The following is a 24,151-nucleotide window of genomic DNA, read 5'->3' as shown; positions in this document are numbered from 1 at the left end:
TCAGCTTCCGCGACGTTCCCGCAGTTCGCCGATCACTTTTGCGCCGACACCGTCGGCTTCCTCGGGACTGTCCGGCGGCTCGCCCTCGCCGGGGCGGTAGAGGTCGTCGTCCGCCCGGCCGGGATCCGGGGTGCCGGGTCGCGCGATCTCGGGCTGCTGTTCGTTCGGCTGGGACATGCCGGAGTAGTACCCGCTCCGCGGACCGCCATTCATCGAGGCGACGGACAGGGGGTCGCCCGCGGAGAAACCCGCAGGCCGGTCGCCGCCGCCGACGTCAGCGCACGCACGATCCCGAGACCTCTGGCACCCGGGAAGCCCCCTCCGTCCGCCCACCCCGCGCCGGGAACCCGGCGCGGGGAACGGGAAGCCTCACGTGCCGCGGCCGGTGGTCTTCTGCAGGGCGTCGATCCGCTCGGACGCCTCCGCCTTCGTGAGGTTGTCCGGCACCTCTTCGCCCGCCTCCTGGGCCAGCGTCTGCAGGTACGACTTCTGCGGCCCGGTCATCGGCTCGTCGCCGGTGGTCCAGTCGCTCGGGTCCTTCTCCGGGTTCGGCTCGACCTGATCCGTCATGACTCCTCCAATCGAGTTCGATCGAACGTCTGTTCGCCTGGGTCCGACTGTAGCCCAGGGGTCCGACAACCGCCGCTCACCCGCCGGCCGGGGGTGTGCTCGGGCCGCCTGCCTCGTGGCCCGGTCGCCCGTGCGTGCGGCGGTCGTCCTTCATCTGCTGTTCGTGCAGGTGGCGGCGGCCTCCGGTGAGCGAAGTGAGCAGCTCGCGCTCGAAGTCGCGGCAACTCTTGTAGTAACCGTCGTCGTACTCCTCGACGACCTGGAAAGTCCACCGATCGGGTAACACGTTCAGCCCGATGAGCTCCTCGGAAATCCGTCGCGCCCAGTCGCCGTGCCCGGCCTTCTCGAGCTCCTCCACGGCCTCGCCGAGCGCCAGGTCCGCGCTCCCGGTCAGCTGGTGGAACGAGTAGAGGTGCCCGCGGGCGCGCTCGATCGTCTCGAGGGCCTCGGTGACCTTGCCGACGGCTTCGACGGTGGCGGCGTCAGGGTTCTCGACCATGACGCAGAAGTGCCCCGTTCCGCGGTTTCTACACCTCGGAACGGGGCACCGGCCGGACGCTAGGCCGTGGGCCGCGTGGCGCCCGCGTACTCGCTCATCAGCGGCGAGATCTTGACGACGTCGCCGCTCGTCGGCGCGTGGACCATCTTGCCGTCGCCGATGTACATCCCGATGTGGGACACGGGGGAGTAGTAGGCGACCAGGTCGCCGGGCTGCAGCTGGCTGCGCGACACCGGGGTGCCGAACCCGGCCTGCGCCGAGGACGTGCGCGGCAGGCTGAGGCCCGCCTGCTTGTACGCCCACTGCATGAGGCCGGAGCAGTCGAACGTGCTCGGCCCGGTGGCGCCCCAGACGTAGGCGCTGCCGAGCTTGCTGAGCGCCGCGTCGACCGCCTTCTGCGCTGCCGCGCTGGGCGCCTTGACGTTCGGTGCCGCACCGCCGGTGTCCTTCTGGGCGGCCTTGTCCGCGCTGCTGAGGCTCCGGCTCTGCGCCTCGATCTGATCGATCTGGGCCTGCAGGCCCTTCTTCTTGCCCTCGATGTCCGACGCCAGTTTTGCGGCCGCGTCACGGGCTTCCTGCGCCCGCTTGGCCGCGTCGGCGGCCGACTTCTCGGCCGCCGTGGCCTGGTCCGCCGCGCCGCTGAGGTTGTCCATCGCGGCGTTCTTGCCGGTCGCGATGACCTCGAGCGCCGCCGAGCGGTCCAGGAACTCCTGAGTGGACGTTCCGGTCAGCAGGGCCGAGAGCTTGTTCATCTGGACGCCGCCGGTGAACGACGCGCCGGCGAACTTGTCCACTTCGGACTGGTACTTCCGCTTGGCCTCGATGGCCTGGGCACCGGCGTTCTTCGCGGCGGTGACGTCGGCGTTGGCCTTGTCGAGCTGGCCTTGCTTGGCGGTCAGGTCGTCCTGGGCCCGGAGCAGGTCTTCGTTGAGCTTCTCCGCCTGGGCCGCGAGATCGCGGTACTTGGCGAGGGCGTCGGACCCGGTGGGCGGCGCCTGGAGGACGGGGACGGGGGCGGCGGTGGCCACCGGCTGGGCCATGGTGACAACGGTGATCACCGAGGCCGCGGCGAGGGCACCTGACACCACGCGCTTGACGGGAAACGAACGCATTCTCGCGCGGGTCTCCTTTGCTGTTCGGCCGCCGACGGGTACCGGGACGGCGAGTCGGGGGGCCTCGCCCGTGCCCGGGGCGCGCTCGACCGCAACAGGAAGAGCCCGCGGTGGGGTCCGGTACCCGGCAGGGGGTATCGGCGGCGATCTCGCGTCGCCGTCGGGGGACGACCGGGGGCCGCGAGATCTCGAACAGGTTACGAAACGAACACGGGAACGTCCAGGGGGCCAAGCCTGCAACTCTCCGTGACACCGGATGACACGCCTGGACCAGTGGGAACGTCACTACGATGTGGCAGGGATTACAAGCTGTAACCGTCGGATTTACGGTCAACCGGGGTTCGAACCGGCATGGAAGGCGGAACCGCTTTGTACGTCCCTTGTATCCGGTTGGGTGATCCTCATGGCGTAGGAATTCGGACCCATGGAGGACCACGATGTTCACGAAGGCCGCCGTGCTCACGGCGCTCACCGCCGCTGCGTTCGCCGTGGCCGCACCGGCTCAGGCCGAGACTGCGGCCACGACAGTACTGCCAGGGGCGAACATGGAGGCCGTGCTGAAGGCGGCCCAGATCGACCCGCGCCGCGCCGACGACACCCAGACCCCGGGTGCGCACGACAGCGTCCTGCTCGTCGAGCAGGCACTGCAGGCGAAGGGCCTGCTGGCGAGCCAGTACGTCGACGGCTACTTCGGCACCACGACGATCACGGCGTACTCCCAGTACCAGAAGTCGTTGGGCTACACCGGTCTCGACGCTTCCGGCCTGCCGGGCAAGACCTCGCTCGAGAAGCTGGGTGAAGGCCGGTACACGGTCACGAACCCGGTTTCCGCCGGCAGCCAGGTGACCTACCACAGCAAGACCCTCAACACCCGCACCAAGGCGATGCTCGTGGCGGCGGAGGGGATCTACGGCTCCGCGGTCACCCTGACCCAGGGCTCGTACAACGCGGGCGGCGTCGACGCTTCGGCCGGGACCCACGACGGGGGCGGCGCGATGGACATCTCGGTGTCCGGCATCTCGTCGGCGAACCGGACGAAGCTGCTGACGGCGCTGCGCAAGGTCGGCTTCGCGGCCTGGCTGCGCACCCCGGCGCAGAACTTCGACTACCACATCCACGCGATGGCCGTCTCCGACCCGGACCTGTCGTCGGGTGCGCAGCACCAGACCGGCGACTACTACCTGGGCATGAACGGCCTCGCGGGCCGTGGCGCCGACGACGGCCCCCAGGTCGCGAAGGTCACCTGGGAGGAGTACCAGCGCGGCTGACGGCCGGGCGCGCGCCCGGCCGTGGTGGCACGGCCGGGCGCACCGGTGGTTTGATCGGAGGACCAACGACGTGGGGGTGTTCCGATGGCGCAGAAGGCGTTCCGGTTCGGCGTGGTCGCGGGCGCGACCGACGGCGGCGCGAAGTGGCTGGCCACCGCGCGCCGGGCCGAAGAACTCGGGTATTCGACGCTGCTGTGCCCGGACAACCTGAACATGCCGACGCCGACCGCGGCGCTCGCGGCCGCCGCGGCGGCGACGACCGAGCTGCGCGTCGGCTCGTTCGTCCTGGCCAGCCCGCTGCGCACCGCGCGGGCGGCGGCCTGGGAGGCGCACAGCCTGACCGTCGTCACGAGCGGCCGGTTCGAGCTCGGCCTCGGCACCGGGCGGCCGGAAATGCGGCAGCAGGCCGAAGAACTCGGTCTTCCGTACGGTTCGGGGCAGGAGCGGCTCGACTCGATTTCCGAGACGGTGGACCACGTCCGCCGGCTCGACGGCGACGGGCACACGCCGGTGATGATCGCCGCGGGCGGCCCGAAGGCTCGCCGGCTCGCCGGGTTGAAGGCCGACATCGTCACGATGGCCGGCGGCGTGCTGACCACCCGCGAAGAAATGACCGGGTACGTCGACGAAGTCCGTGCGGCGGCCGGTGACCGCGACGTCGAGTTCGCGATGAACATCTGGGTCGTCGGCGAGCAGGTGCCGCCGTGGATCCGCGGGTTCATCGGCGTCGACGCCGAGACGCTCATCGAGCACGACTCCCTCGGCCTGCTCCGTGGCGACGTCGACGACATGGTGGCCGAGCTCGAACGCCGTCGCGAAGAACAGGGCGTGTCCTACTTCAGCATCAACGGCGCGTTCCTCGAGGAGTTCGCCCCGGTGGTGGCGCGGCTGTCGGGGAAGTGAGCGTCGCGGGGTCGGTGTTGGCGCCGCAGAGCAGGACGGCGACCCGTTCGCCCGGCGCGGGCCGGTAGGCGCCGGAGCGCAGCGCGGCGAACGCCGTCGCCCCGCCGGGCTCGACGGCGAGGCGGTAGCCGTCCCACAGCGCCGCCCGGGCTTCGGTGATCGCGGCGTCGTCCACCAGCACCGAGCCCGCGTTGGTCCGGGTGGCGACCGCGAAGGCGATGTCGCCCAGCCGGGACGCACCCAGCGAATCGGCGGCGACCCCGGAGACCTCGACCGCGACCGGCGCACCGGCGGCCAGCGCGGCGTGCAGCGTCGGGATCGTGCGCGGTTCGACGCCGACCACGCGCGCCCGGCCCTCGACCGCGGCGGCGACGCCGGCCAGCAGCCCGCCCCCGCCGACCGCGACCAGGATCGTGTCCACATCGCCGGCCTGCTCCAGCAGTTCGAGGCCGAGGGTGCCCTGCCCGGCGCAGATGTCCGGCTGGTCGTAGGCGTGGCAGAAGAGCGCACCGGAGTTCGCCGCGTGCTTCGCGGCGGCGTCGTAGGCGTCCGCGTACTTCTCGCCGGCCAGTTCCACCGCCGCGCCGAGCTGACGCAGTTTCGCCACCTTCACCGCGGGCGCGGTCGCCGGCACGAAGACCCGCGCGTCGAGGCCGAATTCACGCGCCGCGTAGGCGACGGCGAGCCCGGCGTTGCCACCGGAAGCGGCCACGACCGCGGTTTGCTCGCCCGCGGCGAGGATCCGGTTGAAGGCGCCCCGGGCCTTGAACGACCCGGTGTGCTGCAGGTGCTCCAGCTTGAACCACACGCCGTCGTCCGCGGCGAGCACCGGCGTCCGGCGGACCCGGCCCTCGATGCGCGCGGCCGCTCGTTCCACATCCGCAGTGCTGATCATGGCCCCAGCATGCGCGCGGGCCGCCGTAAGTACCAGCAACGTCTCGTATGCTGACGTTAGCAACGCTTACGGCTGGAGGCTCCCGTGCTCGACGCCCACCGCCTGGCCGTGCTGGCCGAGGTCGCGCACGCCGGCTCGATCGCCGCGGCCGCCCAGCGGCTGTCGTTCACGCCGTCCGCCGTCTCGCAGCAGCTGGCCAAGCTGGAGCGTGACGTCGGCGCCCGGCTGCTGCACCGCCACGCCCGCGGTGTCACGCTCACGCCGGTCGGGGAGGCGCTGCTGACCCACGCCGAGGCGATCGTGGGGGAGCTGCGCACCGCCGAGCGGACGGTCCGCGCCCTGCTCGACGAGGAGCCGGCGCAGCTGGCCGTCGGCGCCTTCGCCAGCGCGGGCATGACCCTCGTGCCCGCCGCGCTCGCCGAGTTCCGCCGCGACCACCCCGCGGTGGCGCTGCGGCTGCTGGACCTGGAGCCGCCCGACGGGTACGGCCTGGTCAGCTCCCGCGACCTGGACCTGCTGATCACCCACCGGTACCCCGGCGCACCGCTGCCCGACCCGCGCGGTCTCGAGCGGTCGCTGCTGCGCTCGGAGCGGTTCCGGCTGGTCCTGCCGAAGGGGCACTCGAAGGCGCGCGCCCGCCGGCTCACCCTGCGGGAGCTGGCCGCGGAGGACTGGATTTCCGGCAGCCCGGGTGTGCCCAACCGCGCCTGTCTCGAGCAGCTCGCCGTCGCCGCGGACGTCCGGTTGCGGGTGGCCTACGAAACCCGGGACTACCAGGTGATTCTGGCGCTGGTGGAAGCCGGGCTGGGCATCGCGTTCGTCCCGGAGAGCGTGCTGCGGCGCGTGGACCCGGCGGGCATCGAGGTGCGCGACGCGGTGGACGCGCAGCCGGTGCGCGAGATCTTCCTGGTGCACCACCGGCGTCCGGGGCGGCTGGTGACCGAGATGGCCGCCCGGCTGAGCCGTCCACAGTAGACGGCTCAGCCGACCGCCCGCCCCGCGCTCTCGAACCGGGCCGAGGCCGTGCGCAACGCGTCCAGGCACGCCCGTACCGCCCCGCGGTCCTCCTCGCCGGCCCGGCAGATCGCGTGGATCGTGCGGGTCAGCGCCGGGCGGGTGGTCAGGATCCGCACGCCGTCGGGCAGGCGGTCACGGGCCAGGCGGGGGACCAGCGCCGCGCCGACGTTGCCCGCCACCAGGGCCAGCTGCGTCGGGTAACCGCCGACCGTGCAGCTGATCCGGGGCTCCAGCCGCTGCTTGCGCAGCACCTGCACCAGCCACTCGTAGCACCCGGAACCCGCGCTCCAGCCGATCCACGGCAGATCGTCCACTTCGGACAGGTCGACCGCCTTGCGGTGGGCCAGCCGGTGGCCGGCCGGCAGGGCGAGGTCGGCGACGTCGGAGAACAGCGTGAGGCGCGTCGTCGACGGCGGGAGCACCGTCGGGCGGTCGTTCCAGCTCTCCAGGACCGCGACGTCGAGGTCGCCGGCCAGCACCCGGGGCATCGTCTGCTCGGCCTCGCCCTCGTGCAGCGTCACCGCCAGCCGGGGGTGCCGGTCGGCCAGCGTGGCCAGCGCGGGCGGCAGCAGCGCGTGCACCGTCGTCGGGATCGCGCCGATCCGCAGCGGCCCGATGACGTCCTCGCGCAGCAGCTCCAGGTCCGCTTTTGCCGCGGCGACCTGGGCGAGGATCCGCTCCGCGTGCCCGGCCAGCACCTGGCCCGCCTTTGTCAGCCGGACGCCGCGGCCGTGGGGCTCCAGCAGCGGCTGGCCCGCCTCCCGTTCCAGCTTCGCCAGCTGCTGCGACACCCCGGACGGCGTGACGTGCAGGGACGCGGCCGCCGCGGCGACCGAGCCGTGGGTCGCGACGGCGTGCAGCGCCCGCATCCGCTCGAGTCCGAACACGGTAGTGATGCTACCGAATTCCCCGCAGAAACAATCGCTTGTCCTTGACAGTCGGCGCCCGCACGCTGGAGGCGTGACCACGACCGCGGCCCATCCCGCCCCGACCTTCACCCGCCGCTTCGACCCGCGGCTGCTCGCCGCGCTCGGCAGCTTCTGCATCTCGTTGTCGTCGGTCTTCATCAAGGTCTCGCACGTCAGCGGCAGCACGAGCGCGTTCTGGCGCTGCCTGCTCGCGTGTCCGGTGCTGCTCCTGCTGGCCGGGCGCGAACGGCGGACGGCCCGCCCGGCGCCACGCCGCCGGGTGCTCTTCCCGCTGCTGGCCGGGGCCGGGCTCGGCCTGGACTTCGTGCTCTGGGGCGAAGCGATCCCGCGGGTCGGGGCCGGCATCGCGACCGTGCTCCTCGCCGTGCAGGTGGTGATCGTGCCGCTGCTGGCCTTCGTGTTCCTGGCCGAACGGCCGGCCAAGCGGTTCCTCGCCGCGGTGCCCGTGCTGCTCGGCGGGATCGTGCTGGCCGGCGGGTTCGCCGGCACCGGCTCGTTCGGGCCGGACCCGGTCACCGGCGCCGTCGCGGCGCTGCTTGCCGGCGCCGGGTACGCCGGTTACCTCTTCCTGATCCGGCTCAGCGGCGGCACGGGCACGCAGGCGCACGCGCTGGTGCTGGCCACGGTCTCGGCCGGCGTGGTCGCCGTGGTGCTCGGCGTCCCGACCGGCACGCTCGACCTGACACCCGGCTGGCCCGCGTTCGGCTGGCTGCTCGCGCTCGCCGGGGTCGGCCAGCTGGCGGGCTGGCTGCTCATCTCCGCCGCGCTGCCCCGGATGTCCGCCACCACCGGGGCGACGCTGATGCTGCTGCAGCCGGTCGGGGCGGTGCTGCTCGGCATCGGCCTGCTCGGGGAGACTCCCGGGTGGGCGCAGCTGACCGGGTGCGCGGGAGTCGTCGCCGCCGTCTGCTTCGCCGGGGGCGGACGATCTGCGCGCGAAGGCCGTCCCGGCTAACGTCGCGGGCATGCGGGTGCTGGTGGCCGGGGCGTCGGGGTTCGTCGGCGGCCGGTTGTGCCCGGCGCTGGAAGCGGCCGGGCACGAGGTGCTCGCGATGACCCGCCACCCCGCGAAGTACCGCGGGGCCGGGAAAGCCGTCCGCGGCGACGTCGCCGACGTCGGCTCCCTGCGCGACGCGCTGAAGGGCGCCGAAGCCGCTTACTACCTCGTGCATTCACTCGACAGTGCGGACTTCAAGCGCCGCGACGCCGACGCCGCGCGGGCGTTCGCCCGGGCCGCGGCCGGCGCGGGCCTGCGCCGGATCGTCTACCTCGGCGGGCTCGGGGACGACGACGACACGCTGTCGGACCACCTGGCCAGCCGCCGCGAGGTCGAGCGGCTGCTCGGGGAGACCGGCGTCCCGGTGACGGTGCTGCGCGCCGGCATCGTGATCGGGCACGGCGGCACGTCGTGGGAGCTGACGCGCCAGCTCGTGGAGCACCTCCCGGCGATGGTCACCCCGCGCTGGGTGAACACCCGCACCCAGCCGATCGCGGTCGCCGACGTGGTCCGCTACCTGGTCGGCGTCCTCGACCACCCGGAGGCGGGCGGGCGGGCGTTCGACATCGGCGGCCCCGAGGTGCTGGCCTACCGGGACATGCTGCAGCGGGTCGCGGCGATCGAGGGCAGGCCGCTGCTGATCCTGCCGGTGCCGCTGCTTTCCCCGCGCCTGTCCTCGTTCTGGCTGTCGCTCGTCACCGACATCGACGCCACGACCGGCCGGGCGCTGATCGACTCGATGACCAACGAGGTCGTCGTCCGCGACGACACGATCCGCCGGGTCGTCGAGTTCGAGCCGATGGGCTACGACGAAGCCGTTCTGCAGGCGCTGGGCGAACGGGCGAAGAGCCGGCGGACCACGTGAAGCCGTTCCTCGCCGCGGTGACCGCCGCCGGGTCCGGGCTGCTCGGCGCGTCACTGGCCAGCCGCCCCGGATCACGCCGGTTCCACGTGCTGACGGCGTCGGTCGCCACGACCTGGCTCGCCGGGGCCCACGCGGCCGGCCCGGTGCCCCGGGGCCGCCGGGACGTCGTCCGGCCGGTGGCCGCGGGAGCCGGCGCGTTCGGCGTGTTCTACGGGTGCGCGCTGGTGGCCCGCCGCATCCCGCCGCTGCGCCGGGCGATCACCGGCGTGCTCGACCACGCCCGCCGCGGCTCGACGGCCTCGGTGGCGGCGACCACGCTGGTGACGGGCGCGGCGGAGGAGGTGTTCTTCCGCGGTGCGCTCTACGACGCGACCGGAGCACGGACCTCGACCGCGCTGTACGTGCTTTCCACGACCGCGACGAGAAACCCCGCACTGGTACTGGCGTCGGCGGTGATGGGAACGCTCTTCGCGTGGCAGCGCCACCGATCGGGCGGGGTGCAGGCGCCCGTGCTGACGCACGTGGTCTGGTCGGCGCTGATGCTCGGCTTCATGCCGCGCCTCTTCCCGCCGGAACCCCTCGACCCGCCGGGGGCCCGCAGTCCAGAATGACCGGTTGTGCGCATCCTCCTCGCGGCCGTCGCCCTGCTCGCCGCTGCCGCTGGGTGTCAGGGCGACGTGTCCGGCCGGGCCCACGCGTCGCGGGACGGCTTCGTCGTCGAAGACGGGACGCGGCTGCGGTTCCGGCCGGTGCTGGGCGAGCTGCCGCCCGGACCGGCGGTCGGCGCACCGGGTCAGCGGCAGAGCACGAACGCCGCCACGCAGGAGGCCGCCGCGCGGGCGCTCGACTGCTCGCCGGGCGTCCCGGATGCCCTCGACGGCCGGGACGACCCGGCGCTCCCGCTGGTCGGCTGCGACCGCGGGGAAGGCACCCGGTACCTGCTCGGCCCGGGCTTCCTCAGCGGTGCGGACGTGGGCTGGGTCGAGGCACGCGTCGATCCCGCGACGGGGAGCGCCGTCGTCAACCTCACCTTCACCGCCGCCGGGGCGCGGGCCTGGGCGGAGTGGACCGGGCGCAACGTCGGCAAGCAGGTCGCGATGGTCGTGAAGAGCCAGGTGCTGACCGCGCCGCAGATCCAGGCCGCCATCACCGACGGCGCCACGCAGATCACCGGGAAGTTCACGCTGCCGGAAGCGCGGCAGCTGGCCCGCGACATCGCCGGCGGGTGAACCGTCAGCAGGGCGGGCTTTCCCGGCAGGCTTCCGTTCCCGTCATGCTGGTCGCCTGCTGCAGGAGGGCGTAAAGCGCCTCGCGCTGCTCGTCGCTCAGCCCGCTGAACACCTCGTCCTCGACCGCCGTCAGCGCGAATTCCGCGCGGGCGAGCAGCTTCGCGCCGACGTCGGTGAGTTCGACGACGTGCCGGCGGCGATCGGTCGGCGAGCGGCGCCGCTCGATCAGGTTCTCGGTCTCCAGGTCGTTGAGCAGGCCGACGACGTTGGTGCTGTCCATCTCCAGGGTCTTCGCCAGGTCCTGCTGCGAGCTGCCGCGTTGGTCCCGCAGCACGGTCAGGGCGATGAGGTGCCGCGGCCGCAGTCCCAGCGGAGCCAGCACCGACTCGCTGCGCAGCCGCAGCCGGCGCGCGAGGTGGTCGACCAGTGCGCCGCACCGGTGGGGCGGCTGGTTGACGACCGGCAGCGAGGTCATGCGCCCAGTATATAGGCAGCCCAACGGTCGATGTGCTATCAATAGTTTGTCTTGCACCAACGATCTATGGACGGCTAACGACATGGCGCATCTCCTGCACATCGACTCGAGCATCCAGGGCGAAGGTTCGGTGAGCCGCCGGCTCAGCGCGCGCGCCGCGGCCGCGTGGCGCGCCGCCTACCCGGACGGCACGGTCACCTACCGCGACCTCGGCGCCGACCCGCTCCCGCACCTCGACGCGGCGGGCGGCCTGGCCAGCCAGGTGCCGCCCGAGCAGCACACGCCGGAGCAGGCGGCGACCTGGGCGCGGACCGTGGCGATCGTCAACGAGGTGAAGGCGGCCGACACGGTGCTGCTGGGCCTGCCGCTGTACAACTTCGGCCCGCCGAGCAGCGTCAAGACGTGGGTCGACCACCTCATCGCCCCGGGGCTGTCGATCGACCACGCGACCTACACCGGCCTGCTGGGCGGCCGCGAGTTCGTCGTGGTGGCCAGCCGGGGCGGCGGCTACGGCGAAGGCACGCCCCGCGAAGGCTGGGACCACGCGCAGCCGTGGCTGCCGCACGGTGTCTCTCTCACCGGGCTGGAGCCGCGGTTCATCACGGCCGAGCTGACGCTGGCGCCGGTCCGCCCGGCGATGGCCGACCTCGTGCCGCTCGCGGAGGAGAGCCTCTCAGCGGCGGAACGCGCCATCGACGAGCTCTGGGTCCCGGCCCGGGTCTGACGCGCGAGCCGGCCGCGCGGCGGACTGCGCGCGGCCGGCGTCCCCGCACCTCACCCAAGGCCCCGACCGCAGCGGGGCCCGGCGCGGGGGGTACCGTGCCGCGGCGGGCGGCTGGCATGGTGCGGCACGGGCGGCACCTGGGTGAGGAAGGTCGGGTTTGAGCGCGCACACCTCCCAGATGGACGACATCCGGCTCGTCGCGCAGCCCAGCGCGCTGCCGGTCACCGAGCTGTTCGTCCGCCTGATCCTCACCGACTGGTCCCTGATGCCGATGCTGGAGCAGGTGACCGCCACCGCGAGACGCCTGGTCGGGGCGGTGGTCGACGCCAGCGACCCGAAGGCGCCCGCCTTCGTCACGCTGCGGCTGCGGCTGCGCGCCGAGGTGCTCTCGATCGAGGTCGACGACGACGTCCCCGGGCGGCCGGACCCGCAGGCCCGGCCCGGCGAACGGCTGGGTGTCGCGCCCGCCGAGGGCGGCGGCCGCACCACTTGGTGCGAACTCGCGCTGCCGGGCGGGATGACCGCGCGGCAGGTGCGCCTGCCGCGGCGCCAGGAACGCCGGACGCTGGTCGACGAGCCCGTCTCGGGTGATCCGGTCGCCGCGGACCCGGAGGTCCTGGAACGCCTGCTGACCCGGCTGAGCGGCTGGTCCGGCCAGGGCTGAACGCTTTTCCCCGCGCGTGCGTGCCTCCAAGCAGGGGGTGACGTGGACGCGAGGAGGCAGCCGCCGTGCGGATCGTGATCGCGGAGGACGACGCGCTGCTGCGCGAGGGGCTGGTGCTGCTCCTGCGCAGTGAAGGGTTCGAGGTCGCCGCCGCCGTCGACCACCCCGGCGACCTGGTGGCCTCGGTCGAGACCGCGGAGCCGGACCTGGCCGTCGTCGACGTCCGGATGCCGCCGACGTTCACCGACGAAGGGCTCCGCGCCGCCCTCGAAGCCCGGCGCCGGATGCCGGGCCTGGCGATCCTCGCGCTTTCGGCGTTCATCGAAGACGGCTACGCGGGTGATCTACTGGCCGCCGGCGGCGGGGGAGCCGGGTACCTGCTCAAGGAGCGCGTCGGCCGGCCCGGCGAGTTCCTCGACGCCCTGCGGCGCGTCGCCGCCGGCGGCACGGTCCTGGACCGGGACGTCGTGGCGGTCCAGCTGGCCCGGCCCCGGCCCGGCGACCCCGTGGCGACGCTCAACGAGCGCGAGCGCGAGGTCGTGGCGCTACTGGCCGAAGGCCATTCGGTGCCCACGATCGGGCGACTGCTCGGCATCGGCACCGCCGCGGCGCGGCAGCACGCCGGGGACGTCAGCACGAAGCTGCGCGTCCCCGACGGCGCCCAGGCGATGCTCAGCTACCTGCGGGCGTGAGGACTTCGGCCTGCCGCTGCCGGTAGCGGGCCACGTTGGCCAGCTTGACGTCTTCGTAGCCGCGGACGAGGTCGGGGAGCTCGGCCAGCGCCAGCACCCGGGCCCGGTCGTGAGCCTTGAACGCCTCCAGGATCGCGCGGCGGTAGTCCTCGATCAGCTCGCGCTCCACCTGGCGCACCGCGGCGCGGCCGAACGGGTCGAAGCGGGTGCCGCGCAGCCGCCGCAGCGCGTGGAGCAGCCGGAACGCCGGGCGGAACCACGGGCCGAGGCTGATCTTGCGCCGCATCCCGAGCGCCCGCAGCACCGGCGGGTGCAGCCGGTACGCGTACCGCGTGCCCGCGCCGAACTGCTCCTCGAGGCCGTCCGTGAACGCCGGGTCCAGCGCCAGCCGCGCGACCTCGTACTCGTCCTTGTACGCCATCAGCTTGTACAAGTGCTTCGCGACGGCTTCGGTGATCTCCGTCGGCCCGTCCTCCAGCACCCGGACCCGCTCGACGAACTCCGCGTACGTCCGGGCGTAGGCCTTGTCCTGGTAGGCGATCAGCTCGGGGAGCCGGATGTCGAGCAGCCGCGCCAGTTCCGAGCCGGGCTCGGCGTGCACCAGGGCTCGCACTGCGTCCGGCTTCGCCGGCACGGGCTTCGGGGCCGGGGTCTTCTCCCCGGGCTCGGCCACGAGCAGGCGGCCCCGGCGGAACGCCTGCAGGTTCGCGGCGACCTGGGTGCCGTTCAGCTCGATGGCGCGCTCGATCACCGCCGCGGGCAGCGGGATCGCGCCGGTTTGGAAAGCCGCGCCGAGCTGCAGGACGTTGGCGAACTGGTCGTCGTCGAAGAACTCCTCGGCCAGGCCGCGCGCGTCCAGCGACACCGTGCGCGAGGCGGCAGTGTCGATGGGCGCGAGCACGCTGCCCGGGTCCGGGAAGGACACCGTCGTGTCGACGACCATCCGGCCGGTCGGGACCTCGGTCGTGGAGACGACGGCGATCGTGCGGGCCGGGTCGGCGACCCCGAGGTTCGTCGCGTCCGCGCCGACCAGCGCGTCACAGGCGAGGTAGAGGTCGCATTCGCCGGCCGCGAGCTTCGGGGCCTGCTCGACCGGTTCCACCGTGACCTTGAGGTCGGAGACGACCGCGCCGCCCTTCTGGGCGAGCCCGGTCTGGTCGAGCGTGCGGACGTGCCGCCCGTCGAGCACCGCCGCCGTGGCGAGGATCTGCGTCACGGTGACCACGCCGGTGCCGCCGATCCCGGTGATCCGGACGGTGAAGTCCTTCGCCCGGGTTTCCGGCGTCTCCGGCGCGGGGACGGCGTCGGCGGCCAGTTCGGTGGCCTTCCGGCGCTGCTTCCGGCCCGGCACGACCGTGACGAACGACGGGCAGTCACCGGCCAGGCAGGAGTAGTCGACGTTGCACGACGACTGGTGGATCGCCGTCTTGCGGCCGAACTCGGTCTCCACCGGTTGCACGGACAGGCAGTTCGACTTGGTGCCGCAGTCGCCGCAGCCCTCGCAGACGCGCTCGTTGATCACCACGCGCGTCGCGGGCGCGGTCTGCTTGCCGCGGCGGCGCTTCCGGCGCTTCTCGGCCGCGCACTCCTGCTCGTGGATCAGCACCGTGACGCCCTTGATCGCCGCCAGCTCTTCCTGCGTGCGCAGGAGCTCGGTGCGGTCGCGGACCTCGACGCCGGCGGGCAGCTTCCGGTGCTTCGCCGGTGCGTCGCTGGTGATCACGACCCGCTTCGCGCCCTCGACGAGCAGCAGCTGCGCGACCTTCTCGACGGGCAGCCCGCCGACGGCGTCCTGACCGCCGGTCATCGCCACGGCGGAGTTGTAGAGCAGCTTGTAGGTGATGTTCACCCCGGCGGCGACCGCCGCGCGCACGGCGAGGCTGCCGGAGTGGGTGAACGTGCCGTCCCCGATGTTCTGGACGAAGTGCTGGGCCTCGACGAACGGCGCCATGCCGATCCACTGGGTGCCTTCGCCGCCCATCTGGGTCACCCCCAGGACGGTGCCGACCTGGTCGGGCTCCATGAACAGGGCCATGGTGTGGCAGCCGATGCCGCCGCCGACCAGCGTGCCTGCCGGGACCTTCGTCGACGAGTTGTGCGGGCAGCCCGAACAGAAGTACGGCGTGCGCGCGAGCAGCGGCACGGCGATGCGTTCGCGGCGACGGCGGCCGCGGTAGGCGGCGACCGGCGGGATGTCCTCCGGCAGCCGCCGGGCGAGCCCGGCGGCGACGCCGTCCGGATCCAGCTCGCCGAGCTCGGTGAACAGCGTCCGGCCGTCGAGGTCCTTCTTGCCGGTGATCCGCGGGGCACCGGCAACGCCGTAGAGGATCTCCTTGAGCGCGGTTTCGACGAACGCGCGCTTCTCCTCGACGACGACGATCTCGTCGAGGCCGTCGGCGAACTCGCGGACGATCCCGGGCTCGAGGGGGTGGATCGCGCCGAGCTTGAGCACGCGGATGCCGTACCGGGTCAGCGTTCCGCTGTCCAGGCCGAGGGTGCGCAGCGCCTGCTGCAGGTCCAGGTAGGACTTGCCGGCGGAGACGATGCCGATCCGGTCGGCCGGCCCGCGTGCGGTGATCCGGTTGATCCCGCTCGCGCGCAGGTACTCCGTGACCAGCGGCAGCCGGACGGTGAAGAGGCTGCGCTCCAGCTCGGCGAGGCTCGTGCCGAGCAGCCGTGACGTCGGCTGGTGCCGGTAGGCCCCGGCGATCTCCGGTGCGCTCCACTGTGGACCGACGGTCGCCGTGCCGGACGCGTCGGCGACGTTCGCGACGATCTTCAGCGACGTCCACACCCCGGCCGCGCGCGACAGCTCGACGGCGTGCATGCCGAGACCGAGGACGTCCTCGGAGTCGGTGGGGTAGAGGATCGGGATCGCCAGGTCGGCGAGGGCGAGCTCGGACGCGCAGGGGACGGTGGAGGACTTCGCGTTGGGGTCGTCGCCGACGAGCGCGACCGCCCCGCCCCGCGGGTCGGTGCCGGCCAGGTTGGCGTGGCGGAGGGCGTCGGTGGCGCGGTCGAGACCGGGGGCCTTGCCGTACCAGAAGCCGGTCACCCCGCGGCGTCCACCGGCCCCGGCGACGAGCTGGCTCCCCATGACCGACGTAGCTGCCAGCTCCTCGTTGAGCCCGGGCCGGTGCACGACATCGTGCTTTTCCAGCAGCGTCGCCCGGCGGCCGAGTTCGAGGTCGTAGCCGGCCAGCGGCGAGCCCTCGTATCCCGAGACGAAGACGGCGGGATCGCCACCGAGGGCGCGGTCGTGGCGCACGCGGTCGAACAGCAGCCGGACCAGGGCCTGCACCCCGGTCAGGTGCACGGTCCCGGCCTCCCGCAGATAGCGGTCCTCCAGCGTGAACGTCTCCACGGCGCGGCTCCCTTCGCCCTTCGGTGCTCTCGCACGCTTCCGGGCACGATGCGACGCGCGCCACACTAACGCAACAGGCATTCACCTTTACGACCCCTCGACGCAAACTTCGGTCGTCTTTTGTGTTGGTTGGTGGGATTCTTTGCGTCCGGTTAGGCTTCCGCGCATGCCCGAAGAGCTGCTGGACGCGACCGACCACGAGATCCTCGGCCTCCTGCGCGAGGACGCCCGCCGGACGCTGTCCGACATCGCCGGCCGCGTGACCCTCTCGACGGCGGCCGTCAAGCGTCGCATCGACCGGCTGCGGGAGAGTGGGGTCATCACCGGGTTCACGATCCAGGTCGACCACGCGAAGCTCGGCTGGGGCATCGAGGCGTTCACCGAGCTGCGGTTCGTGGGCAACACGAAGGTCGACGAGATCCTCCGGACGACGACGCGGATGCCGGAGGCTCAGGCGGTGTTCACCATTGCTGGGGATCCGGATGCTTTGGTTTGGCTGCGGGTTCGGGATATGGCTCACTTGCAGAAGACGATCGATGAGATCCGGCGGCATCATCAGGTTACTGGGACCAAGACTTTGATTGCTCTTGAGTCGTGGTCGCGTTAGGTTTTCCATTCCTGTGGTCATCTTTTAAAGATGACGGCTTCGCCGGGGCGTGGGAAATCGGCGCTTGTTTGTGGTTGCTTTGCGTCTTGGTCGGTAGCGCCGATTCCCCACGCTTCGGTTCCTCTGCCGGGGTTTTTGTTGTGGCTGTTCTGGGGTGCGGACAGTTGTTGCCTGATCGTGTGATTCGGTTCTTTGCGGTTGGCGGTATTCTTGGTTTATGTCCAGTGACGCGATCCGGCACCCCGATGCGGTGGCTTTGGCCGACCGTGCCGGTGAGCTGCTTGCGTGTATGCGGTCGGCTGAGGCGTCGCTGGGTGCTCTGCTGGTGGAGATCGAGCAGCGGGGTGTCATGGAGCTGTTCGGCTACCGGTCGGCTGCTCGTTTGCTGGAGCATCTTGGAGATGTGCCGAAGCAGGCTGCCGAACGCGCGGTGAAACGGGCCCGGGCCCTTAATGCCGGTCGGACCCTTGACGGCAGTCCCATTCCCGCCGTGGCTCCCGCGACCGGTGCTGCCGCCCGCACGGGCCGGTTAAGCAACCTGATGATCGATACCATCGTCGATGTCCTGACCCACGTTCCTCTCGAGCACCGGGACAGTGCCGAGGAGAACTTGCTGGCCTTTGCCGAGGAGGCCGGGCACAAGCAGGTCGCGGCCCTCGGTGCCCGGATCCTGGCTCACTTGGATCCCGACGGCACGGAACCCGACACCGCCGAACCGGTCGTTCCGGCTCGTGAGCTGTTTCTGCGCCGTAAGAGAACCGGTATCTGGGAGTTGAACGGGACGTTCGACGACGAAACCGGCACCCGCGCCAGCGCCCTGCTCGACGCCCTGGCCGAGCGCCACACCACCGACGAGGGCCCCGACCTCCGCACGCTGCCCCAACGCTACGGAGACGCCTTCTCCGACGCTGTCGACCTGGCGCTGAACTCCCCGGACCTGCCGATGCAGGCCGGTGAACGTGCTCACGTGATGGTCGCGGTGTCGTTGGAGGACCTGCGGTCAGGTGTCGGTCGCGCGACCCTGGGCGATACCGGGGAGATGTCTGCCGCGGAGGCTCGGGTGCATGCCTGCGACAGCATGATCATCCCCGCAGTGTTGGGTGAGAAGAGCGAACCCCTCAACCTCGGCCGCCTCCGCCGCCTGATTTCCGCCGGTCTGCGCCGGGCCCTCTTCTTACGTGACCGTGGCTGTGCTTTCCCAGGATGTCATCGCCCGCCTCGGCATTGCCAGGGGCACCACATCCGGCATTGGGCCGACGGCGGCTCCACCGACTTGAACAACCTGGTCCTGCTCTGCGCCCACCACCACCGGCTGATGCACCGCTCCGGCTGGGAGGTCCGCATCGCCGTCGACGGCCTCCCCGAGTTCCTCCCGCCGGTGTTCATCGACAAACGCCGAAAACCGAGGCGCAACAACCTCCACGAACCCCTCCCATTCGCAGCCTGAACACGGGAAAGGCCCGCAGCCACACGGCTACGGGCCTACACCCACGTTCTACCCACGCAACAAGACCCCGGAACCAAGCTCCCGCGAGAAGAACGTCTCCGGCCACTCGAGCGCATCCGGAGGCGCGTCGATCGCCGTAGCCCGACGGCGAAGTTCGGCCAGGTAGTCCGTGTCCAACACCGCCCGAGCCGACAACGGCTCGCGCAGCAGCAAATCGGCCGGCCCCTCGTACAAGTAAGCGTCCACGCCCGGATAACCGCGCGTACCCGGCGGATACTCACGATTGACCGGGAAGAACGTCGTCTCGAGCGTGCCGAGCCACGAACCCCTCAACGGCACCAAAGCCGGCACCAAAGCCGGCCACGGTCCCAGCCGCTGCTCCAGCCGCGCGTTGTCCGAAGTAAACCCGCGGTGGTCCGCCACGACGTACGCCGCTCCCGGGTACTCGCGCTCCAGCTGGGCCACCGCGCCGCTTCCGCCGTTGTGGGTCAAGTGGCCCAAGCCGAACAGCATCAACGCCTTGCGATTCCTCTGCAGCACCTGGGTCTTCACCACGGACACGATCGACGCGTCCCGGTCCAGGAACGGCTCCAGGTCCGCCGGTGAGTGCACGCGGCTCCAGTCCACCGGTGGGTCCGAAGCCAGGACCCGGATCTTCCGTGACGCCGGCAGCGTCGTGTTGACCTGCCGCACCAGTGCGAACAGCTGCTCGTAGAACGTCGAAAACCCGCAGCTCGGCTGGGTCGTGTCGCGCCACACCCGATTGATGTCCGGTACGTCGCCGCCTCCGGTGTACGCGTCCAGCAGTGGCTGGAGGCGGGCGTTGCCGCACTCCACCGCTATTTCGTTCACCCGGGTTGGGAAGCGGGGGTCGCGGATCAGGTCGAACACGAACGGTCCCACGTCCGGGCTGGACTTCGCCACGATCGCGTGGTCGGTGAACGCCGCCAGCAGGGTGCCCGCCGGGTCGGGGTGCTGCTGGCCCGCGTCGGCTGGGGTGGCCAACAGCGTGGTGGCCGCGAGGGCGGCCAAGAAGAGTCGCATCGGGAGCTCCTCGGGTGATTGACCCATTGTCCTACGACTGTAAGACAATTCGGTCAGCATTCAGCGGGGGTCCGGCCGGTGTCAAGGGCGGGTCAGTGCCGGAACGCCTCCGCCAGCCACCACGATCCGCCGTCGTCGGCGATCTTCGCGTCGATCACCAGGGGTGCCGTGCGGGGTGCCGCGAGCCACTCGCGGACCGCCGGCAGGTCTTCCGGGGAGCGGACCGTGATGCCGGTGCAGCCGAAACCGCGGGCGATGGCCGCCACGTCGGAGCCGGGGAACCGGACCGTGGTCATGTCCGCGTCGCCGAAGTGGTGGACCTCCGCTCCGTACGCCGCGTCGTTGTAGACGATCACCACCAGGGGCAGCTCCAGGCGGACCGCCGTGTCCAGTTCGGACAGTGCCATGTGGAACCCGCCGTCGCCGGTGCCCAGCACCGGCAGGCGGTCCGGGCGGGCCAGTGCCGCGCCGATCGCCGTGCCCAGGCCCAGGCCGATGCTCTGGAACGCCTGCGTGAAACAGAATCCCTGCTCGTCGGGCACCGACAGGTAGGCGCTCGGGTAACCCATGAAATTGCCCGAGTCGATCGAGACGATCCGCTCCGCCGGCAGCAGGTCGTCCAGCAGCCTGCTCAGCGTCCGCGGGTCGATCCGGCCGTTGCGGGACAGGTCCTCGTGCTCGACGTCGGTCCAGCGGCCCGCCGCGATGCGGGCTGCGACGTCGTCCGTGCGATACCCCCGGCGCTCCCGCGCCAACGCGAGGACGTCCAAGGCCGTGCACGTGACGTCGCCGACGACGCCCAGGTCGATCGGGCGGTGCGCGCCCAGTGCCGCCTGCTCGACGTCGACCTGTGCCAGCTTCGCGTGCGGGCTGAGCAGCTTGCCGTGGCGGGTGGTCCACATGTTCAGCGCGCAGCCCCAGCCGACGACCAGGTCGGCGCCCACGATCAGCTCGGCCGCCGACGGCGAGGCGAACCCGCCCGAGATGCCCAGCGCGAACTCGTCGCCGTGGAACAACCCGTGGGCGACGGCGGACGTCGCCAGCAGCGCGCCGCACCGCGAAGCCAGCTCCCGCAACGGTTCCCGGCTTTCGCGGGCGCCGCGGCCGGCGATGAACACCGGCCGCTCGGCGGCCGCCAGGAGGTTCGCCAGTGCGGCCGCCGAAGCGGTGTCCGGCCGCACCGGCGCCGGTCCCGGGATGTCCGGCACGACGGGCGGGGACGGCGCCGGCTCGGCCTGGACGTCGAGCGGCAGGTTCAGCACCACCGTCCGGCGCTGCTGGCGGGCGGTCCGGAACGCCCGCACGGTGTCGGCCACCGCGCTCGCCGCCGAGTGCACGCGCTCGGGCACCGCGCCGACGGCCGTGGCCAGCGCGTCCTGGTCGATGCGGAAGTTCGACAGCACCGACGATCCCGCGGAGTCGGCGGTGAGGACCAGCATCGGCGTGCGGCTCTTGGCCGCCTCGGTGATGCCGGTGACGGCGTTGGTCAGCCCGCAGCCCTGGTGCAGCGACAGCACCGACACCTGCCCGCTGATCCGGGCGTAGGCGTCGGCCATGCTCGCCGCGCCGCCTTCGTGGCGGGCGGCGACGAACCGGACGCCGCCCGCGCGCAGCGCGTTGGTCACCTCGAAGTTGCCGCTGCCCACCACGCCGAACGCCGTGCCGGCGCCGAGGCCGGCCAGGGTCCGGCCGACGAGTTCGGCGACGTTCACCGCTCCACCAGGGCCAGTACGCGCGCGGGGCTGCCCGAGCCGCCGACGATCGGCAGCGGCGAGACCACCAGCAGCACGCCCGTCGCCGGCAGCGAAGCGAGGTTCTGCAGCTGCGTCAGACCGTGCTTGCCCGCGCCCAGCAGCAGCTCGTGGCAGGGGAACATCGGCTCGAGCCCGGGTGCCTGCCCGGCGTCGGTGCCGACGGTTTCGACGCCGAGCCCGGTGATCGGCGTTTCCTCGGCCAGCCACCGCGCGCATTCGGCCGAGACGCCCGGGGTGTGCGAGCCGGTCTCGTCGGCGTTGAGGAACTCGGCCTGGTCGGCGCTGCGCGCGTCCCAGCCGGTGCGGTAGAGCAGCCAGCCGCCGTCGGGCAGCGGCCCGTGCTCGGCGGTCCAGGCGCGGACGTCGTCGACCGAAAGCAGGAAGTCCGGGTCGGCCGCGGCCCGCGCGGAGAAGTCCAGCACGACCGCGGGCGCGACCAGGGTCTTCAGCGGCACCTGCGAGACGTCGTGGCCGTCCTTTCCGGACACCCAGTGCACCGGGACGTCGAGGTGGGTGCCGGTGTGCTCGCCGGTGTGGATGTCGTTCCAGTACCACCGCGGGCCGCGCTCGTCGTAGCGGCTGATCTCCTCGAGCCGGAACGGGATGGTGTTGGCGAACGGCTCCGGCAGCTGCAGGATCGGCGTGCTCGAGCTCAGGGGAGCGGTGAGGTCGACGATCTCGATCGCGCCGCTCGCGATCGCCTGGCTCAGCCCGTCCAACAACGACATTCCTGCCTCCTGGTGCCGGTGTGCGTTCGGCTCGAACTCTATGCCTTGACAGCGGTGCGCCGTCAGGTGTTGTCTTAATGTCGTAGGACAATAGGAAGGTGCCGGGTGATCGAGTTCGTCCTGGACGGCCGCTCGCGGGTCGCCACGTACATGCAGCTCGTCGTCCAGGTGAAGCAGGCGATGCGGGTCGGCCTGCTGCGCCCCGGCGACCAGCTGCCGAAAGTGCGCGAAGTGGCCCAGGCGCTGGCGATCAACCCGAACACCGTGCTCAAGGCCTACCGCGAGCTGGTCCTGGAGGGACTCGCGGAAGGCCGGCCGGGGGTGGGCACGTTCGTCACCGGCAGCCTGGCCGGGCCGTCGCTGGGCAGCCAGGGGCAGCTGCGCGAAGAGCTGGTGGCCTGGCTGGAGCGCGCCGAAGCGGCGGGGATGTCGGCCGACGACATCGCCGCCCTGATCGAGACCACGTTGCGGGGCACCGCGGTGCCCCGCGACCTTGCGTGAGGAGTTCCGGGATGGAGCTGGCCGTGCAGGCCCGCGCGCTGGGCAAGCGCTACGGGCGGAACTGGGCCTTGCAGGACTGCGACCTGGAGGTGCCCGCCGGGCGGATCGCCGCGCTCGTCGGGCCGAACGGCGCGGGCAAGACGACGTTGCTGCACCTGGCCGTCGGGCTGCTGAAACCCGACTCGGGGGAGGTGCGCGTCTTCGGGCGCGCGCCGCGGTCCGTGCTCGCCGACATCGGGTTCGTCGCGCAGGACGCCCCGCTGTACCGCGACTTCACCGCGGCGGAGCTGGTCGCCATGGGCGGCAAGCTCAACCGCGCCCGGTGGGACACCGCGCTCGCCCGTGACCGCTTGGCCGGGCTCGGGATCCCGCCGGACCAGCCGGTGGGGAAGCTCTCCGGCGGGCAACGCGCCCAGGTCGCGCTGGCCCTGGCGCTGGCCAAGCGACCGCGGCTGCTGCTGCTCGACGAACCCATCGCCAGCCTGGACCCGCTCGCGCGCCGCGAGTTCATGCAGACGCTGATGGGTGCCGTGGCCGAAAGCGAGACGACCGTGCTGCTGTCTTCGCACCTGCTCGCCGACCTCGAACGCAGCTGCGACCACCTGATCCTCCTGCAGCGGTCCCGCGTCCAGCTGGCCGGGCCGGTCGACGAGCTCCTCGGCAGCCACCGCACGCTCGTCGGCCCGCGGGCCGGGAGCGATGCCGTCGCGGGCGTCGAGCAGGTGGTCCGCGCGAGCCACACCGAGCGCCAGTCGACGCTGCTGGTCCGCCGCGGCGACGACCCGATCGATCCACTGTGGACGCAGCACGAGGTGACCCTGGAAGACGTGGTGCTGGCCTACCTCGCCGACGCCGGAACGCGCGTCCCGGCGTCCGCGTGGGAGGTGCCGGCATGATCTGGCTGATCTGGCGCCAGCACCGCAAGCAGGCGCTGTTCACCCTCGCCGCCCTCGGCGTGCTCGCCGCGATCATGGTGCCGACGGGCCTGGCGATGCACGCGAAGTACGCCGGTCTCGGCCTGGCCGCCTGCCGGTCCACGCTCGGCAGCGCGTCGATGGTCACGCAGACCGAGGCGGTGACGCGCTGCGAAAACCTCGGCCAGGAGTTCCAGCAGCAGTTCGGCGGCATGGTGTTCATCGCCGTCCTGTTCGTGGTCCTGCCCGTGCTGGTCGGGGTGTTCTTCGGCGCACCGCTGGTCGCCCGCGAGGTCGAGCAGGGCACCCACCGGCTGGTGTGGACGCAGGGCGTGAGCCGCCTGCACTGGGCGCTGGCCAAGTTCGGTCTGGTCGGCGCGATCACCGCGGTACTGGCGGTCGGGTACGCGCTGGGCGTGTCCTGGTGGTTCGAGCCGCTGGTGAGCGCGAGCACCGGCCGTCTGACGTACCTCTCGTTCGACGTCCAAGGGATCGTGCCGATCGCGTACACGCTCTTCGCGCTGGGGCTGGGCGTGTTCGCGGGGACGTACTGGCGGAAAGTGCTGCCCGCCATGGCAATTTCCCTCGCCGGGTTCGCGGCGGTCCGCGTGGCGATCGAGGTCCTCGCCCGGCCGCGGTACCGGCCCGCGCAGACCCTCTCGTTCTCCCCGGACGGGAGTCAGACGCCGAACCCCGCGTCCGGCGACTGGGTGATGGACGTCGGCGTCCGCAACGCGGCCGGTGAGCTGGTCCTGCCGAACGCCCGGATCGGCCCGTGCCCGCCCGGCGGCTGCGGCGACACCGCCGCCGGCCCCGGGGCGACCAACTGGCTGCAATACCAGCCGGGGGACCGGTTCTGGCTCTTCCAGGGCATCGAGACCGGGATCTTCGTGCTCCTCACGGCCGCGCTGGTGTTCTTCGCGATGCGGCGGCTGCGCACGATCGCCTGAGCG

Annotated in this window: 26 protein-coding genes; 15 read left to right on the top strand and 11 right to left on the bottom strand. The window is 72.1% G+C overall.

Going from position 1 to position 24,151, the window contains the following annotated elements:
• The 4 genes from Q5425_RS03585 to Q5425_RS03570 all read right to left on the bottom strand — a co-directional run bounded on the left by Q5425_RS03585 (nt 1) and on the right by Q5425_RS03570 (nt 2,181).
• Nucleotides 1-177 carry a hypothetical protein gene (locus Q5425_RS03585; RefSeq protein ID WP_308670619.1) on the bottom strand — a complete coding sequence of 59 codons (177 nt, stop codon included), beginning with the start codon at nt 175-177 and terminating at the stop codon, nt 1-3.
• Between the two features lie 192 nt (nt 178-369).
• A complete protein-coding gene (locus tag Q5425_RS03580; protein WP_013227672.1) occupies nt 370-570 on the bottom strand; it encodes a DUF3072 domain-containing protein in 201 nt (66 codons plus the stop codon).
• A 76-nt stretch (nt 571-646) separates the two neighbouring features.
• Complete coding sequence (locus Q5425_RS03575) at nt 647-1,069, bottom strand: hypothetical protein (RefSeq protein ID WP_308670618.1); 423 nt, start codon at nt 1,067-1,069, stop codon at nt 647-649.
• 59 nt (nt 1,070-1,128) lie between these two features.
• A complete protein-coding gene (locus tag Q5425_RS03570) occupies nt 1,129-2,181 on the bottom strand; it encodes an NlpC/P60 family protein (RefSeq protein ID WP_308670617.1) in 1,053 nt (350 codons plus the stop codon).
• 437 nt (nt 2,182-2,618) lie between these two features.
• Here Q5425_RS03570 and Q5425_RS03565 point away from each other — a divergent pair, with 437 nt between their 5' ends.
• On the top strand, nt 2,619-3,449 hold the full coding sequence (locus Q5425_RS03565; RefSeq protein WP_308670616.1) for a peptidoglycan-binding protein: 831 nt from the start codon (nt 2,619-2,621) through the stop codon (nt 3,447-3,449).
• 84 nt (nt 3,450-3,533) lie between these two features.
• Nucleotides 3,534-4,352 carry an LLM class flavin-dependent oxidoreductase gene (locus Q5425_RS03560; protein WP_308670615.1) on the top strand — a complete coding sequence of 273 codons (819 nt, stop codon included), beginning with the start codon at nt 3,534-3,536 and terminating at the stop codon, nt 4,350-4,352.
• On the opposite strand, the gene Q5425_RS03555 is transcribed toward Q5425_RS03560, so the two are convergent.
• Nucleotides 4,294-5,247, bottom strand: a complete 954-nt coding sequence (locus Q5425_RS03555; protein WP_308670614.1) for a threonine/serine dehydratase — start codon at nt 5,245-5,247, stop codon at nt 4,294-4,296. The genes Q5425_RS03560 and Q5425_RS03555 overlap by 59 nt on opposite strands.
• An 84-nt stretch (nt 5,248-5,331) precedes the next feature.
• Here Q5425_RS03555 and Q5425_RS03550 point away from each other — a divergent pair, with 84 nt between their 5' ends.
• Nucleotides 5,332-6,222 carry a LysR substrate-binding domain-containing protein gene (locus Q5425_RS03550; RefSeq protein ID WP_308670613.1) on the top strand — a complete coding sequence of 297 codons (891 nt, stop codon included), beginning with the start codon at nt 5,332-5,334 and terminating at the stop codon, nt 6,220-6,222.
• A 5-nt stretch (nt 6,223-6,227) separates the two neighbouring features.
• Here Q5425_RS03550 and Q5425_RS03545 read toward each other — a convergent pair whose 3' ends face one another.
• Nucleotides 6,228-7,151, bottom strand: coding sequence for a LysR substrate-binding domain-containing protein (locus tag Q5425_RS03545; protein ID WP_308670612.1), 924 nt, complete (start codon nt 7,149-7,151; stop codon nt 6,228-6,230).
• Between the two features lie 73 nt (nt 7,152-7,224).
• Here Q5425_RS03545 and Q5425_RS03540 point away from each other — a divergent pair, with 73 nt between their 5' ends.
• The 4 genes from Q5425_RS03540 to Q5425_RS03525 are packed head-to-tail and all read left to right on the top strand — an operon-like array spanning nt 7,225 to nt 10,284.
• Nucleotides 7,225-8,148: a DMT family transporter gene (locus Q5425_RS03540; protein WP_308670611.1), complete on the top strand. Its 924-nt coding sequence runs from the start codon at nt 7,225-7,227 to the stop codon at nt 8,146-8,148.
• A gap of 10 nt (nt 8,149-8,158) precedes the next feature.
• Nucleotides 8,159-9,055 carry an NAD(P)H-binding protein gene (locus tag Q5425_RS03535; RefSeq protein WP_308670610.1) on the top strand — a complete coding sequence of 299 codons (897 nt, stop codon included), beginning with the start codon at nt 8,159-8,161 and terminating at the stop codon, nt 9,053-9,055.
• Entirely contained in the window at nt 9,052-9,666 is a 615-nt protein-coding gene (locus Q5425_RS03530) for a CPBP family intramembrane glutamic endopeptidase (protein ID WP_308670609.1), read from the top strand. Before Q5425_RS03535 ends, Q5425_RS03530 begins: the two co-directional genes overlap by 4 nt.
• A gap of 6 nt (nt 9,667-9,672) precedes the next feature.
• Nucleotides 9,673-10,284, top strand: a complete 612-nt coding sequence (locus tag Q5425_RS03525; protein WP_308670608.1) for a SecDF P1 head subdomain-containing protein — start codon at nt 9,673-9,675, stop codon at nt 10,282-10,284.
• A 4-nt stretch (nt 10,285-10,288) separates the two neighbouring features.
• Here Q5425_RS03525 and Q5425_RS03520 read toward each other — a convergent pair whose 3' ends face one another.
• Entirely contained in the window at nt 10,289-10,759 is a 471-nt protein-coding gene (locus tag Q5425_RS03520; protein WP_308670607.1) for a MarR family winged helix-turn-helix transcriptional regulator, read from the bottom strand.
• An 82-nt stretch (nt 10,760-10,841) separates the two neighbouring features.
• Here Q5425_RS03520 and Q5425_RS03515 point away from each other — a divergent pair, with 82 nt between their 5' ends.
• From Q5425_RS03515 to Q5425_RS03505, 3 genes are all read left to right on the top strand, one after another.
• Complete coding sequence (locus Q5425_RS03515; RefSeq protein WP_308670606.1) at nt 10,842-11,483, top strand: NAD(P)H-dependent oxidoreductase; 642 nt, start codon at nt 10,842-10,844, stop codon at nt 11,481-11,483.
• 157 nt (nt 11,484-11,640) lie between these two features.
• The gene (locus Q5425_RS03510; RefSeq protein WP_308670605.1) at nt 11,641-12,147 is read left to right on the top strand and encodes an ATP-binding protein; all 507 of its coding nucleotides are present in this window, start codon (nt 11,641-11,643) and stop codon (nt 12,145-12,147) included.
• 65 nt (nt 12,148-12,212) lie between these two features.
• Nucleotides 12,213-12,839, top strand: a complete 627-nt coding sequence (locus tag Q5425_RS03505; protein ID WP_308670604.1) for a response regulator — start codon at nt 12,213-12,215, stop codon at nt 12,837-12,839.
• Here Q5425_RS03505 and Q5425_RS03500 read toward each other — a convergent pair.
• Complete coding sequence (locus Q5425_RS03500; RefSeq protein WP_308670603.1) at nt 12,820-16,203, bottom strand: indolepyruvate ferredoxin oxidoreductase family protein; 3,384 nt, start codon at nt 16,201-16,203, stop codon at nt 12,820-12,822. The genes Q5425_RS03505 and Q5425_RS03500 overlap by 20 nt on opposite strands.
• Nucleotides 16,204-16,369: 166 nt before the next feature.
• Between Q5425_RS03500 and Q5425_RS03495 the strand changes: the two genes are divergently transcribed.
• Together Q5425_RS03495 and Q5425_RS03490 are read left to right on the top strand one after the other, a co-directional pair.
• Complete coding sequence (locus tag Q5425_RS03495; RefSeq protein WP_308670602.1) at nt 16,370-16,810, top strand: Lrp/AsnC family transcriptional regulator; 441 nt, start codon at nt 16,370-16,372, stop codon at nt 16,808-16,810.
• Nucleotides 16,811-17,027: 217 nt separating this feature from the next.
• Nucleotides 17,028-18,257, top strand: coding sequence for a DUF222 domain-containing protein (locus Q5425_RS03490; RefSeq protein ID WP_308670601.1), 1,230 nt, complete (start codon nt 17,028-17,030; stop codon nt 18,255-18,257).
• Nucleotides 18,258-18,305: 48 nt separating this feature from the next.
• On the opposite strand, the gene Q5425_RS03485 is transcribed toward Q5425_RS03490, so the two are convergent.
• From Q5425_RS03485 to Q5425_RS03475, 3 genes are all read right to left on the bottom strand, one after another.
• Nucleotides 18,306-19,301 (bottom strand): hypothetical protein, encoded by a 996-nt coding sequence (locus Q5425_RS03485; protein WP_308670600.1) that lies wholly within the window; start codon nt 19,299-19,301, stop codon nt 18,306-18,308.
• Nucleotides 19,302-19,393: 92 nt separating this feature from the next.
• Entirely contained in the window at nt 19,394-21,013 is a 1,620-nt protein-coding gene (locus Q5425_RS03480; RefSeq protein WP_308670599.1) for a thiamine pyrophosphate-binding protein, read from the bottom strand.
• Nucleotides 21,010-21,783: a cyclase family protein gene (locus tag Q5425_RS03475; RefSeq protein WP_308670598.1), complete on the bottom strand. Its 774-nt coding sequence runs from the start codon at nt 21,781-21,783 to the stop codon at nt 21,010-21,012. Before Q5425_RS03475 ends, Q5425_RS03480 begins: the two co-directional genes overlap by 4 nt.
• 105 nt (nt 21,784-21,888) lie before the next feature.
• On the opposite strand from Q5425_RS03475, the gene Q5425_RS03470 reads away from it, so the two are divergent.
• The 3 genes from Q5425_RS03470 to Q5425_RS03460 are packed head-to-tail and all read left to right on the top strand — an operon-like array spanning nt 21,889 to nt 24,148.
• The gene (locus tag Q5425_RS03470; protein WP_308670597.1) at nt 21,889-22,284 is read left to right on the top strand and encodes a GntR family transcriptional regulator; all 396 of its coding nucleotides are present in this window, start codon (nt 21,889-21,891) and stop codon (nt 22,282-22,284) included.
• Nucleotides 22,285-22,295: 11 nt separating this feature from the next.
• The gene (locus Q5425_RS03465; RefSeq protein ID WP_308670596.1) at nt 22,296-23,180 is read left to right on the top strand and encodes an ABC transporter ATP-binding protein; all 885 of its coding nucleotides are present in this window, start codon (nt 22,296-22,298) and stop codon (nt 23,178-23,180) included.
• Nucleotides 23,177-24,148: a transporter gene (locus Q5425_RS03460; protein ID WP_308670595.1), complete on the top strand. Its 972-nt coding sequence runs from the start codon at nt 23,177-23,179 to the stop codon at nt 24,146-24,148. The genes Q5425_RS03465 and Q5425_RS03460 overlap by 4 nt, the downstream gene beginning before the upstream one ends.
• The last annotated feature ends 3 nt before the right edge of the window (nt 24,149-24,151 follow it).

Origin of the sequence: Amycolatopsis sp. A133, from assembly GCF_031082405.1 — a bacterium.
Lineage (GTDB): Bacteria > Actinomycetota > Actinomycetes > Mycobacteriales > Pseudonocardiaceae > Amycolatopsis.
This window is presented reverse-complemented; position numbering and strand designations above follow the sequence as displayed.

Excerpts from the sequence above, each read along its gene's own strand:
- Q5425_RS03475 (WP_308670598.1), bottom strand. The coding sequence starts at position 21,783 with ATGTCGTTGTTGGACGGGCTGAGCCAGGCGATCGCGAGCGGCGCGATC.
- Q5425_RS03495 (WP_308670602.1), top strand. The coding sequence starts at position 16,370 with ATGCCCGAAGAGCTGCTGGACGCGACCGACCACGAGATCCTCGGCCTC.
- Q5425_RS03560 (WP_308670615.1), top strand. The coding sequence starts at position 3,534 with ATGGCGCAGAAGGCGTTCCGGTTCGGCGTGGTCGCGGGCGCGACCGAC.
- Q5425_RS03520 (WP_308670607.1), bottom strand. The coding sequence starts at position 10,759 with ATGACCTCGCTGCCGGTCGTCAACCAGCCGCCCCACCGGTGCGGCGCA.
- Q5425_RS03535 (WP_308670610.1), top strand. The coding sequence starts at position 8,159 with ATGCGGGTGCTGGTGGCCGGGGCGTCGGGGTTCGTCGGCGGCCGGTTG.
- Q5425_RS03490 (WP_308670601.1), top strand. The coding sequence starts at position 17,028 with ATGTCCAGTGACGCGATCCGGCACCCCGATGCGGTGGCTTTGGCCGAC.
- Q5425_RS03465 (WP_308670596.1), top strand. The coding sequence starts at position 22,296 with ATGGAGCTGGCCGTGCAGGCCCGCGCGCTGGGCAAGCGCTACGGGCGG.
- Q5425_RS03555 (WP_308670614.1), bottom strand. The coding sequence starts at position 5,247 with ATGATCAGCACTGCGGATGTGGAACGAGCGGCCGCGCGCATCGAGGGC.
- Q5425_RS03565 (WP_308670616.1), top strand. The coding sequence starts at position 2,619 with ATGTTCACGAAGGCCGCCGTGCTCACGGCGCTCACCGCCGCTGCGTTC.
- Q5425_RS03515 (WP_308670606.1), top strand. The coding sequence starts at position 10,842 with ATGGCGCATCTCCTGCACATCGACTCGAGCATCCAGGGCGAAGGTTCG.
- Q5425_RS03580 (WP_013227672.1), bottom strand. The coding sequence starts at position 570 with ATGACGGATCAGGTCGAGCCGAACCCGGAGAAGGACCCGAGCGACTGG.
- Q5425_RS03570 (WP_308670617.1), bottom strand. The coding sequence starts at position 2,181 with ATGCGTTCGTTTCCCGTCAAGCGCGTGGTGTCAGGTGCCCTCGCCGCG.
- Q5425_RS03585 (WP_308670619.1), bottom strand. The coding sequence starts at position 177 with ATGTCCCAGCCGAACGAACAGCAGCCCGAGATCGCGCGACCCGGCACC.
- Q5425_RS03575 (WP_308670618.1), bottom strand. The coding sequence starts at position 1,069 with ATGGTCGAGAACCCTGACGCCGCCACCGTCGAAGCCGTCGGCAAGGTC.
- Q5425_RS03460 (WP_308670595.1), top strand. The coding sequence starts at position 23,177 with ATGATCTGGCTGATCTGGCGCCAGCACCGCAAGCAGGCGCTGTTCACC.
- Q5425_RS03485 (WP_308670600.1), bottom strand. The coding sequence starts at position 19,301 with ATGCGACTCTTCTTGGCCGCCCTCGCGGCCACCACGCTGTTGGCCACC.